The organism is Anianabacter salinae, assembly GCF_019061145.1.
Taxonomy (GTDB): Bacteria; Pseudomonadota; Alphaproteobacteria; order Rhodobacterales; family Rhodobacteraceae; genus Anianibacter; species Anianibacter salinarum.
The window spans coordinates 317,738-329,899 of sequence record NZ_JAHQZS010000001.1; the positions used below are offsets into that span (position 1 = coordinate 317,738).

General features: G+C 67.0%; 8 protein-coding genes. All 8 read left to right on the forward strand.

Annotated features, from left to right (window positions below; all coding sequences use genetic code 11):
• The first annotated feature begins 130 nt into the window (after window positions 1-130).
• Complete coding sequence (locus KTJ87_RS01650) at window positions 131-1,486, forward strand: CmpA/NrtA family ABC transporter substrate-binding protein (RefSeq protein ID WP_267137324.1); 1,356 nt, start codon at window positions 131-133, stop codon at window positions 1,484-1,486.
• Window positions 1,487-1,556: 70 nt separating this feature from the next.
• Complete coding sequence (locus KTJ87_RS01655) at window positions 1,557-2,627, forward strand: ABC transporter permease (protein ID WP_267137325.1); 1,071 nt, start codon at window positions 1,557-1,559, stop codon at window positions 2,625-2,627.
• 10 nt (window positions 2,628-2,637) lie between these two features.
• Entirely contained in the window at window positions 2,638-4,341 is a 1,704-nt protein-coding gene (locus KTJ87_RS01660; RefSeq protein WP_267137326.1) for an ABC transporter ATP-binding protein, read from the forward strand.
• Window positions 4,342-4,346: 5 nt separating this feature from the next.
• A complete protein-coding gene (gene nirB, locus KTJ87_RS01665; RefSeq protein WP_267137327.1) occupies window positions 4,347-6,788 on the forward strand; it encodes a nitrite reductase large subunit NirB in 2,442 nt (813 codons plus the stop codon).
• Entirely contained in the window at window positions 6,785-7,114 is a 330-nt protein-coding gene (nirD, locus tag KTJ87_RS01670; protein WP_267137328.1) for a nitrite reductase small subunit NirD, read from the forward strand. The genes nirB and nirD overlap by 4 nt, the downstream gene beginning before the upstream one ends.
• A complete protein-coding gene (locus KTJ87_RS01675; RefSeq protein WP_267137913.1) occupies window positions 7,114-9,741 on the forward strand; it encodes a nitrate reductase in 2,628 nt (875 codons plus the stop codon). The genes nirD and KTJ87_RS01675 overlap by 1 nt, the downstream gene beginning before the upstream one ends.
• A complete protein-coding gene (locus tag KTJ87_RS01680; RefSeq protein ID WP_267137329.1) occupies window positions 9,738-10,700 on the forward strand; it encodes a glycosyl transferase family protein in 963 nt (320 codons plus the stop codon). Before KTJ87_RS01675 ends, KTJ87_RS01680 begins: the two co-directional genes overlap by 4 nt.
• A complete protein-coding gene (gene cysG, locus KTJ87_RS01685; RefSeq protein ID WP_267137330.1) occupies window positions 10,697-12,136 on the forward strand; it encodes a siroheme synthase CysG in 1,440 nt (479 codons plus the stop codon). The genes KTJ87_RS01680 and cysG overlap by 4 nt, the downstream gene beginning before the upstream one ends.
• Window positions 12,137-12,162: the final 26 nt, after the last annotated feature.

A 12,162-nucleotide genomic window follows, 5' to 3' on the forward strand; every position in this document is an offset into this window, starting at 1 on the left:
AATTTTCCCACCGCACGGGATTGCTGAGCAAAGCCGCTCGACCCTGTCGCCCATGGCGACTTGGTTGGCGGCTTTTTGTCATTTGTCCGGGTCCTTTCCAGGCCGGACGCACCCAAGGAGACACACCCGAATGAAACGGATGATCGCAACCCTGATCGCGACGACCGCGCTGTCTACTCCGCTTGCGGCGCAGGATCTCGAGGTCGACACGCTGACCTTCGGCTTCATCAAGCTGACCGACATGGCGCCGCTCGCCATCGCCTATGAACGCGGATATTTCGAGGATGAGGGCCTTTTCGTATCGCTTCAGGCGCAGGCCAACTGGCGCGTTCTGCTGGACGGCGTGATCGACGGCACCCTCGACGGCGCACACATGCTGGCGGGCCAGCCGATTGCTGCGACCATCGGCTATGGCACCGAGGCGCATATCGTCACGCCGTTCTCGATGGACCTGAACGGCAACGGCATCACGGTCTCCAACGATGTCTGGGACCTTATGCGCCCGCACATCCCCTCGATGGACGATGGCCGCCCGGTGCACCCGATCAGCGCCTCGGCCCTCGCGCCCGTGGTCGAACAGTTCCGCAACGAAGGCACCCGTTTCGACATGGGCATGGTGTTCCCGGTGTCGACCCACAACTACGAGCTGCGCTATTGGCTGGCCGCTGGCGGCCTGCACCCCGGCTATTACAGCCCGCAGGACATCTCGGGCCAGATCGCCGCCGACGTCTTCCTGTCGGTCACGCCGCCGCCGCAGATGCCCTCGACGCTCGAGGCGGGCACGATCTTTGGCTACTGTGTTGGCGAGCCGTGGAACCAGGCCGCCGTGCAGCGCGGCATCGGCGTCGCGGTCATCACCGACTACGAGATCTGGCCGAACAACCCCGAAAAGGTTTTCGGCCTGACCGCCGAGTTCGTGGAACAGAACCCCAACACCACCAAGGCCCTGGTGCGCGCCCTGATCCGCGCCGCGATGTGGCTGGACGCCGAAGAGAACGCCAACAGGATGGAGGCGGTCGAGATCCTGTCCTATCCCGATTACGTCGGCGCGGACGTGGACACGCTTGCCGCCTCGATGACCGGCACGTTCGAATACGAGCCGGGCGATGTGCGCGAGGTTCCCGACTTCAACGTCTTCTTCCGCTACAACGCGACCTATCCCTATTACTCGGACGCGGTGTGGTATCTGACGCAGATGCGCCGCTGGGGCCAGATCGCAGAGCCGCAGACAGATGCGTGGTACAAGGACGTCGCGCAGTCGGTCTACCGGCCCGACATCTACCTTGATTCGGCGCGCAGCCTTGTCGAGGACGGGCTGGCCAACGAGGCGGATTTCCCCTGGGACTCTGACGGGTTCCGGCCCGCGACGTCCGACCTGATCGACGGCATCCCCTATGATGGCCGGACACCGAACGCCTATATCGACAGCTTTCCCATCGGCCTGACCGGCGAGCAACTGGTCGTCGACGGCGAAGTGCAGGGCTGACCCAAACCGGCGGCGGCGGGGTCTGCCCGCTGCCGCCTTGTTTCATTCTTCAGAACAGGGCCAAACCGTCATGACGATCGTCGACCCGAACTATGACGCCGACCGCGAGGCGCGCCGAGAGCGGCGCTTTGCCGTCATCACCAAGGCCGACACCTGGTTCAGGGTGCTCGGCCTAGCCTGGATCACGCCGCTTTTGCGCATCGGGGCAGGCGACAACCCCAAGGCGCACCTGGGGGAAGTCTGGCGCCTGCTGGGCGTGCCGATCCTTGCGATCCTCGCCTTCCTTGTCCTCTGGGGTACTCTTGCACCGCAGGTGCAGACGTCGCTTGGCGCGATACCGGGGCCTGCGCAGGTCTGGGAACAGGCGGTCGGACTGAACGAGGATGCCGTGCGCACCCGCGAGCGGGCCGCCGATTTCCAGGCGCGGCAAGACGAACGCAACGCCGAGCGGATCGCCAACGGCGAAGAGCCGGTGCAACGCGCCTTCACCGGCGCGCCGACGTTCTACCAACAGATATGGACCTCGATCAAAACGGTGTTCTTCGGCTTTCTGCTGGCCACCGTGGTTGCCGTGCCGCTTGGCATCGCGGCGGGGCTGTCGGCGACGGCCAATGCCGCGCTCAACCCGATCGTGCAGGTGTTCAAGCCGGTCAGCCCACTGGCCTGGCTTCCCATCGTCTCGATCGTTGTCTCGGCGGTCTACGTCACCGATGACGGCTGGTTCGAGAAATCCTTTCTGGTCTCGGCGATCACGGTGACGCTGTGTTCTCTCTGGCCGACGCTCATCAACACGGCGCTGGGCGTGGCAAGCATCGACAAGGATCTCGTGAACGTCTCGAAGGTCCTCAAGATGAACACCTGGACCAAGATACAGAAGCTGGTGCTGCCGTCCGCGCTGCCGCTGATCTTCACTGGACTGCGCCTGAGCCTTGGTGTGGGCTGGATGGTTCTGATCGCGGCAGAGATGCTGGCGCAGAACCCCGGTCTGGGCAAGTTCGTCTGGGACGAGTTCCAGAACGGCAGTTCCGACAGCCTTGGCCGGATCATGGTGGCGGTGTTCACCATCGGCATCATCGGCTTCCTGTTGGACCGGCTGATGTTCACGATCCAGTCGCTCTTTACCTTCACCAACAATCGCTGAGGTCGGGGCAATGGCATTTCTCGAACTGAAGAACGTGTCCAGAAGCTATGGCGAGACGCCGGTGCTGAAGAACATCGACCTGTCCGTCGAGGAGGGAGAATTCCTCGTGCTGCTCGGCTTTTCGGGGACGGGCAAGACGACGCTCATCAACCTGATGGCCGGGCTGGAGAAGCCGACCAGCGGCACCGTCACCTTCAAGGGCAAGCCGGTGACGCAGCCGGGGCCCGAGCGCGGGGTGATCTTTCAGAACTATTCGCTGATGCCCTGGCTGACGGTGAACGGGAACGTGGGCCTTGCGGTCGATACGATATTTCCCGGCCTGCCACGCGCCGAACGGGCGGCCAAGGTCGCGCATTACGTCGGCATGGTGGGGCTTAGCCACGCCGCCGGGCGGCGTCCGGCGGAATTGTCAGGCGGGATGCGGCAGCGGGTGAACGTGGCGCGCGCGCTGGCGATGGACCCCGAGATGCTGCTTCTGGACGAGCCGTTGTCGGCGCTCGATGCTCTCACGCGCGGCAATCTTGCCGAAGAGATCGAACGTATCTGGGAAGCCGACAGGAAGACCTGCGTGCTGATCACCAACGATGTCGACGAGGCGATCCTACTGGCGGACCGGATCATTCCGCTCAACCCCGACGGCACGCTGGGCGACGAGATCCGTGTGACGATCCCGCGGCCCCGCGACCGCACAGCGATGAACAACGACCAGACCTTCAAGCGGCTTCGCGCTCAGGTAACGAGCTACCTGATGGATGTCGGGATCGAGGCCAAGGTGGAAGGCACGCGCCTTCTGCCCGACGTGACCCCGATCCACGGCGTGCCGGCGGCCGTCGCCACGGCGGCGCAATCGGCGCTGGACGAGCGCTATGTGGAATTCTCGCAGGTTCACAAGGTCTATCCGACACCCAAGGGTCCGCTGACCGTGGTCGAGGATTTCGACCTCAAGCTGCGCAAGGGCGAGTTCATCAGCCTGATCGGCCATTCGGGATGCGGCAAGTCCACTGCGCTGACGATGGTGGCGGGGCTGAACGAGATTTCGAAAGGCGCGATCAAGCTGGATGGTCGAGAGGTGCGTGGCGCCGATCCCGAGCGTGCGGTTGTGTTCCAGTCTCCGTCGCTGTTCCCGTGGCTCACCGCGCGAGAGAACGTCGCCATCGGCGTCGACAAGGTCTATCCAAGGGCCAGCCGGGCGGAACGGCAGGACGTGGTGGAATACTACCTAGAACGCGTCGGGCTGGCGGATGCCATGAACAAGCCCGCCGCCGATCTGTCCAACGGTATGAAGCAGCGCGTCGGCATCGCGCGGGCGTTCGCGCTGTCACCCAAGCTGCTGCTGCTGGATGAACCCTTCGGGATGCTCGACAGCCTGACCCGCTGGGAGTTGCAGGAAGTGCTGATGGAGGTCTGGAGCCGCACCAAGGTGACGGCAATCTGCGTGACGCATGACGTGGACGAGGCGATCCTTCTGGCCGACCGCGTCGTGATGATGACCAACGGGCCGCGCGCGACGATTGGCCGGATCACCGATGTAAATCTGCCCCGCCCGCGCACGCGAAAGGCGCTGCTGGAGCACCCCGATTACTACGCCTACCGGCAGGACGTGCTCGATTTCCTGGAGGAATACGAACACGGCAACCCTGCGCCTGCGTCGGGCGAGCCCCCGAAACCCGATGCCCGCTCGCCCAAGGCGCGCCGGGCCGTAGCGGCGGAGTGAATGACATGACACCGAAGAACCTCGTCGTGATCGGCGCTGGCATGGCCTCGGGCCGGGTGCTGGAGCATCTGACCGACGCCGCGCCCGGCACATGGGACATCACGCTGTTCAACGCCGAGCCACGCGGCAACTACAACCGCATCATGCTGTCGCCGGTGCTGTCGGGCGACAAGACCTATGCCGACATCGTCACCCATGACGACGAATGGTACGCCGCGCGCGGGATCACCTGCCGCTTCGGCGAGCATGTCGTGAGCATTGACCGCGCGGCGAAGACCGTCACCGGCGAGAACGGCACGGTGCCCTATGACAAGCTGCTGGTCGCCACCGGTTCCGCCCCCTTCATCATTCCGGTCGAGGGGCGCGACCTGCCGGGTGTCATCACCTACCGCGATCTCGACGATACCGAGGCGATGATCGCGGCGGCGGCCAAAGGCGGCAAGGCGGTGGTCATCGGCGGCGGCCTTTTGGGGCTGGAAGCCGCCGCAGGGCTGGCCGAGCGCGGCATGGACGTGACCGTCCTTCACCTGATGGGCCACCTGATGGAGCGGCAACTGGACGAGGCGGCGGGGTATCTGCTGCGCCGCGACCTGGAAGCGCGCGGCATCACCATCATGACCGGCGCCTCGACCGCCGCGATCCTTGGCACGGACAGGGTCGAGGGCGTGCTGCTTGAGGACAACACCGGCCTCGAGGCTGACCTGGTGGTGATGGCCGTGGGCATCCGGCCCGAAACGCGGCTGGCCTCGGACGCCGGACTTGAGGTCGCGCGCGGGGTCGCCGTCAACGCCCAGATGCAAAGCCTGAGCGATCCCGACATTCTGGCCGTGGGCGAATGTGTGGAATTCGACGGGCATCTCTTCGGGCTTGTCGCGCCGCTCTACGATCAGGCGAAGATCGTCGCCGACAGCCTCATGGACCGGGAAAACGCGTTCGTCGTCAGGGACGTGGCGACCAAGCTCAAGGTCACCGGCTGCGATCTGTTCAGCGCGGGCGACTTCAAGGACGGGCCAGGCCGCGAGGATATCGTCTACCGCGACCCGGCGCGCGGCATCTACAAGCGGCTGGTGATCGAAGGCGACCGGCTGGTCGGCGCAGTGATGTATGGCGACACCGCGGACGGCAACTGGTTCTTCGGCCTTATCAAGGACGAGACCGACATCGAGGAGATGCGCGAGACGTTGATCTTCGGACCTGCCTATCAGGGGCGCGCCCCGGCGGACCCTTTGTCGGCCGTTGCAGCCTTGCCGCCTGAGGCGGAAATCTGTGGCTGCAACGGCATCTGCAAGGGCACTATCGTCGCGGCGATCGAAGGCGGCGCTGGCGACCTGGCGGCGGTGCGCGCCGCGACCAAGGCCAGCGCGTCCTGCGGCACCTGCACCGGGCTGGTCGAACAGGTGTTGCAAGTGACCCTGGGCGATGCGTTCAAGTTGCCCGCCGTCCAAGCGATCTGCGGCTGCACCGATCACACCCACGAGGACGTGCGGCGGCTGATCAAGTCCATGCCGCTGAAATCGCAAGAGGCCGTCTGGCAGGAACTGGGCTGGAAGACGCGCAATGGCTGCCACGTCTGCCGCCCGGCGATCAATTTCTACCTGCTGGCCGACTGGCCGCTGGACTACCTCGACGATCCGCAAAGCCGCTTCATCAACGAACGCAAACACGCGAACATCCAGAAGGACGGCACGTTCTCGGTCGTGCCCCGGATGTGGGGCGGCATCACGACACCGGACGAATTGCGCGCCATCGCGGATGCTGCCGACAGGTACAAGGTGCCGACTGTCAAGGTGACGGGCGGCCAGCGCATCGACCTGCTGGGCGTGAAGGGCGAAGACCTGCCCGCGATCTGGGCCGATCTGAACAAGGCCGGGCTGGTCAGCGGCCACGCCTATTCCAAGGGGCTGCGTACGGTGAAGACCTGCGTCGGCACCGACCATTGCCGGTTCGGAACGCAGGATTCGACGGGCCTTGGGATCAAGCTGGAACAGATCCTTTGGGGGTCGTGGACGCCGCACAAGGTGAAGCTTGCCGTGTCGGGCTGCCCGCGCAACTGCGCCGAGGCGACGTGCAAGGACGTGGGCATCATCTGCGTCGATTCAGGGTTTCAGGTGGGCGTCGGCGGCGCGGCTGGCATGGATCTCAAGGAAACCCGGCGCCTTGCCGATGTGCGCACCGAACAGGAGGCGATCGACCTGACGGTCGCCTTCATCCAGCTTTACCGCGAGAATGCCCGCTATCTCGACCGGCCCTACAAATGGGTCGCCAAGGTCGGGCTCGACTGGATCAAGGCGCGCGTCGTCGATGATCCGGGCGAGCGTCGCCGCCTGATCGACGCGTTCGAGCTGTCGCAATCCATCTATCGCAAGGACCCTTGGGCCGAGCACGCCGCCACGCGCGCGCAAAGCTATGCCCCCCTTGCCGACCTGACGCTGGAGGCTGCGGAATGAGCTGGATCGACATCGGCGCCCTCGACGACGTTCCCCTGCGCGGCGCCCGCCTGGTCAAGACGCGCGCGGGCTGCGTGGCGGTCTTCCGCACCGGCGCGGCAGAGGTGTTCGCCGCGTCCAACACCTGCCCCCACAAGGGCGGGCCTTTGTCCGAAGGCATCGTGCACGGCACCCGCGTGACATGCCCGCTGCACAACTGGGTCTTCGATCTGGAAACCGGGGCGGCAGTGGGCGAGGACGCTCGCATCGACGTCTTCCCGGTCCGCATCGAGGCGGGCCGCATCCTGATCGACGGCGCCGCGGTGGGCCAGAGGAGCGCCGCATGATGGACGGCGCCGCCTTGCCCGAAGTCCGCTCGACCTGTCCCTATTGCGGCGTCGGCTGCGGCGTGCTGCTGCGCACGGATGGGGCAGGCGGGCTGCTGGTGCGGGGCGATCCCGCGCACCCAGCGAACCACGGGCGGCTTTGTTCCAAGGGGTCGGCGCTGGGCGAGACGGTGGGACTGGGACACAGGCTGACCGCGCCTGTGGTGAATGGCAGGCAAACCGGCTGGGACGACGCCCTGCAACTGGTCGCCGACCGGTTCCGCGACACCATCGCCGCGCACGGGCCGGATGCCGTGGCCTTCTACCTGTCGGGCCAGATGCTGACCGAGGATTACTACGTCGCCAACAAGCTGATGAAAGGGTTCATCGGGTCCGCCAACATCGACACCAACTCGCGGCTCTGCATGGCGTCCAGCGTGGCGGGGCACCGGCGGGCCTTTGGCACCGACACGGTGCCGGGCACCTATGAGGATCTCGACGAGGCGGACCTGGTGGTCCTTGTCGGCTCCAACCTGGCGTGGTGCCACCCGGTGCTGCACCAGCGCGTGATGGCGGCCAATAAGGCGCGCGGCACGAGGGTCGTGGTCATCGATCCGCGCCGCACGGCTAGTTGTGACGGGGCCGAGATGCACCTTGCCATCGCGCCGGGGGGCGATGTGGCGCTGTTCAACAGGCTTCTTCTTGCGGTGCACGAGGCGGGCGCTGTCGAGGCAGGCTACTTGCGCCACACCGAGGGTTTCGAGACGGCGCTGGCCTCTGCCCGGCAGGACGCGGGCGACACCGGCCTGACCGAAGCCGAGATCACCGCATTCTGCAAGCTGTGGACCGGCACCGAGCGTGTCGTCACCGTGTTCAGCCAGGGGGTGAACCAGTCGATCAGCGGCACCGACAAGGTGAACGCGATCCTGAACTGTCACCTCGCTACGGGGCGCATCGGGCGGCCCGGCATGGGGCCGTTCAGCGTCACCGGCCAGCCCAACGCGATGGGCGGGCGCGAGGTTGGCGGGCTTGCGAACATGCTCGCCTGCCACCTCGATCTTGAGAATGCAGATCACCGCGAGGCGGTGCGCCGCCACTGGAATTCCCCGGCGATGCCCACGGCGCCCGGCCTGAAGGCCGTCGACATGTTCCGTGCTGTGGGGGCTGGCCAGATCAAGGCGCTGTGGATCATCCACACCAACCCTGCCGTATCCATGCCCGAGGCTGACGCAGTGCGCGCGGCCATCGCCGGGTGCGATTTCACCGTTGTCAGCGACGTGACCGGCGCGACGGATACCGCGCGGCTGGCCGATGTGCTGCTGCCCGCCGCCGCCTGGGCAGAAAAGGACGGCACCGTCACCAACTCCGACCGCACCATCAGCCGCCAGCGCGCCGTGCTGCCCCCGCCGGGCATCGCACGCCCCGACTGGGCGATCCTGGCCGAGGTGGGGCAGCGCATGGGCTGGCCTCTGGCATTCGACTATGCCGGGCCCGCCGAGATCTTTCGCGAGCATGCGGCGCTGTCGGGGATCGCGGGGCGGTTTGGTCTCGACTTCGACATCTCGGGCCTCTCAGACCTCGATGACGCAGGATACACCGCCCTGCCGCCGACCCGCTGGCCGGTGACGTCGTCCCGCAAAGGCGGGCGGTTCTTCGCGGATGGCGCGTTCTATCATCCCGGCGGCAAGGCCCGGCTGATCGCCGTCACCTCGCGCCCGCCCGCCGCCTCTGAATCGCCCGCCTATCCCTTCCGCCTGAACACCGGCCGCGTGCGCGACCAGTGGCACACGATGACGCGCACCGGTCTCAGCCCCCGGCTGTCGGCGCATCTGGCCGAGCCGTTCCTCGACATTCATCCGGGCGATGCAGCGCGACTGGGCTTGCAGGCCGCCGATCTCGCCGAGGTGACTAGCCCGCATGGCAGCGCGATCCTGCGCGTGCGCGTCACCGACAGCGTGCGGCCCGGGCAACTGTTCGCACCGATGCACTGGACCGGCGAGACGGCACCTACGGGGCGTATTGATGCCCTTGTCCCCGCCGCGACCGACCCGGTGTCCGGCCAGCCCGAAAGCAAGGGCGCCGCCGTGTCGGTTCGCAGGTTCGCCGCCGCATGGTATGGATTTGCCGTCTCGGCGCAGCCGATCCGCCCCAACAGCACCTATTGGGCGCTTGCCCCGACAGGCGCCGGGCACCGCGCGGAACTGGCGGGGCGCAGCGTCCCGTCAGACTGGGAGGCCGAGGCGCGCCGCCTGTTCGGCGTTCCCGGCGCGCAGGTGACGTCGATCCTCGACGCCGCGCGCGGCACGGCGCGCATCGCTTTGATGCAGGAGGGCCGCCTATTGGCCGCCCTGTTCGTCGCTCCGCAGCCAGTGGCGGTGATGCGTGACTATCTTTCCGGCTTGCCCGGCACGTCCCCCGCCGCCGTGTTGACGGGCCGCACGCCTGCCGATGTGCCCGACCCCGGCCCGGTGCTGTGCGCCTGCTTCGGCGTGGGGGTCAACACCATCGCGGCTGCTATCGAGACCGGCAGGCTGATGAACGTCGAGGCGGTAGGGGCCGCGCTGGAGGCCGGGACGAACTGCGGCTCTTGCAGGCCGGAAATCGCGGCCCTTCTGGAGCGGCTGCATCACCGGGAAGCCGCAGAATGAGCCTCGCCGTGCATGTCGCCACGCTGGGTCGCGGTCCCGGCAGGTCGCGGTCGCTGACCCGCGACGAGGCTGCGGATGCGATGACGCTCATGCTGTCGGGGCAGGCCGCGCCCGAGGCTGTCGGTGCGCTGCTGATGCTGCTGCGCATGAAGGGCGAAACGGCGGACGAGATCGCAGGGCTTGCTGGCGCCGCGCAAGACGCTTGCCCCGCGCTGCCTGCGGCCGCGCTCGACTGGCCAAGCTATGCCGCGGGGCGCACGCGGGGGCTGCCGTGGTTCCTGCTGTCAGCGCGATTGGTGGCGCAGGCGGGGCACCGCGTGGTGCTGCATGGCTGGAACGGGACCGACGCCGCCGTGCGCGCGCATCTTGCAGGCGCTGGCATTCCGGCCGCGTCCACCGCCGCCGAGGCGCACAGCGCCCTTGATCGTGATGGGCTTGTCTACCTGCCGCTCGAGGCAGTTCATCCGACGCTCTTCGCGCTGTTGTCCTTGCGGTCGAAGCTTGGGCTTCGGTCCTGCGTCAACACCGTTGCCCGGATGCTGAATCCCGCCCGTGCACCTGCAAGCGTGCAGGGTGTGTTCCATCCGTCCTACCGGCTGCTTCAGGCCGACGCCGCACGGGCGCTTGGCTGGCCGTCCCTGACCGTCATCAAGGGCGGCGGCGGCGAGTTCGAAAGACATCCGGGCAAACCGGTCACGGGCTTTGGCCTGCGCGGCGGCATCCCGTTCGAACGTGTATTCTCCGATATGGAAGCGGGCGCTGTGCGGCTTGCCGAAGGGCCCCGGCCCGAGACGACGCTTGAGGGCCTGTGGTCGGGGCGCATGCATGATGCCTTCGCAGAGGCGGTGGTGATCGGGACTGCGGCCCTTGCGCTTGACACGCTCGGCGTGACCGCGCCCGAGGATATGGCGCGGCACCTGTGGACCACACGGCCGCATCGACAGGAGGCCGCCGCATGAAGAGCTTTCCGATGTTCATCCGGACCACGGGCCGCCGTGTTGTCATAGCCGGAGGCGGCGAGCAGGCGGCGCAGAAGGCGCGCCTCATGCTCAAGACCGATGCGGTCATCGTGCTGGCCTCGTCCGCTCTCGACGACGAACTGACGGCGCTGGTCGCAAATGGCAGCGCGTCGCATCACGCGGGCGCGGTCAGCGCCGCCTTGTTCGAAGGCGCGGCGATGGCCTTTGTCGCGACGGGCTGCCCCGGCTGGGACAGTTGCCTGCATGCCCTTGCACAGGCGGCGCGCTGCCCCGTCAATGTCGTCGACAGGCCCGATCTGTGCGACATCACCACGCCGTCCATCGTAGACCGCGACCCCGTGGTGGTCGCCATCGGAACCGAGGGCACGGCGCCGGTTCTTGCGCGCGATCTGAAGACACGGATCGAGGCGCTGCTGCCTGCCAGGATCGGCGGATTGGCCGAACTGGCTGGCCGTCTGCGCGGCGCCGTGGCCGCAAGCGTTCCGCGTGACAGTCGCCGCGCGTTCTGGGCCTGGGTGTTCAAGGGTGCCCCCCGCGCAGCCTGGACGCGCGGGGCGGAACGCGACGCGGCCCGGATGATAAAGGACGCCATCGGTCAAGGCACCGCGCCCGGATTGTCCGAGGCGGGGTCCATTGCGCTCGTTGGCGCCGGACCCGGAGCGGCGGACCTGATGACGCTGCGCGCCGTCCAAAGATTGCAGGAAGCCGACGTGATCTTTTACGACCGATTGGTGGACAAGGACGTTCTGGAACTGGCCCGGCGCGACGCTGAAAGGGTCTATGTCGGCAAGCATGTCGGCGCACATGCCTGGCCGCAGGCGCAGATCGACGCCGTGATCGTGGCCGAGGCGCGCAAGGGACGTCGCGTGGTTCGCCTCAAATCCGGCGATCCGGGCATCTTCGGGCGGGCAGGCGAGGAGATCGCGGCGGCAATGGCAGCGGGCATCCCGGTCGAGATTGTGCCCGGCGTGACCGCAGCGTCCGCCGCCGGTGCCGCGCTGGGCCAAAGCCTTACCGAGCGCGGCATCACCGACACGCTGATCCTTGCGACCGCCACGGGACGGGCCGAAGACCCGCTGCCAGATTGCACGCGGTTCGCAGGGCCGGGGACGACCACGGCGATCTACATGGGCGCGCGGCAGGCTGACCGGGTGGCCGCCGCGCTTTTTGCCCAAGGTCTTGCGGGCGATACGGTCGTAAGGGTGTGCGTGGAGCTGTCAAAGCCGAACCAGAGGCTCTTGAGCGTGCCGCTCGACCGGATTGGCGCGATCATGCAGAGCGAGAAGATTGGCGGCTGTGCCATTCTTCTCATCACCTGGCCTGCCTCCTTGGGTGCCCATGCCGCCCCCCGGGTGCACGTTCCTGTCCTTCAAGAGGCACCTCGTGGTGAGGCGACCGGACTGGCAAGTGTCTAACACGCTCTACAGCGACCTTTGCCCCT

Bases quoted from the DNA above. Each gene is read 5' to 3' on its own strand.
- nirB (WP_267137327.1), top strand. From the start codon at position 4,347: ATGACACCGAAGAACCTCGTCGTGATCGGCGCTGGCATGGCCTCGGGC.
- KTJ87_RS01680 (WP_267137329.1), top strand. From the start codon at position 9,738: ATGAGCCTCGCCGTGCATGTCGCCACGCTGGGTCGCGGTCCCGGCAGG.
- KTJ87_RS01675 (WP_267137913.1), top strand. From the start codon at position 7,114: ATGGACGGCGCCGCCTTGCCCGAAGTCCGCTCGACCTGTCCCTATTGC.
- nirD (WP_267137328.1), top strand. From the start codon at position 6,785: ATGAGCTGGATCGACATCGGCGCCCTCGACGACGTTCCCCTGCGCGGC.
- KTJ87_RS01655 (WP_267137325.1), top strand. From the start codon at position 1,557: ATGACGATCGTCGACCCGAACTATGACGCCGACCGCGAGGCGCGCCGA.
- KTJ87_RS01660 (WP_267137326.1), top strand. From the start codon at position 2,638: ATGGCATTTCTCGAACTGAAGAACGTGTCCAGAAGCTATGGCGAGACG.
- cysG (WP_267137330.1), top strand. From the start codon at position 10,697: ATGAAGAGCTTTCCGATGTTCATCCGGACCACGGGCCGCCGTGTTGTC.
- KTJ87_RS01650 (WP_267137324.1), top strand. From the start codon at position 131: ATGAAACGGATGATCGCAACCCTGATCGCGACGACCGCGCTGTCTACT.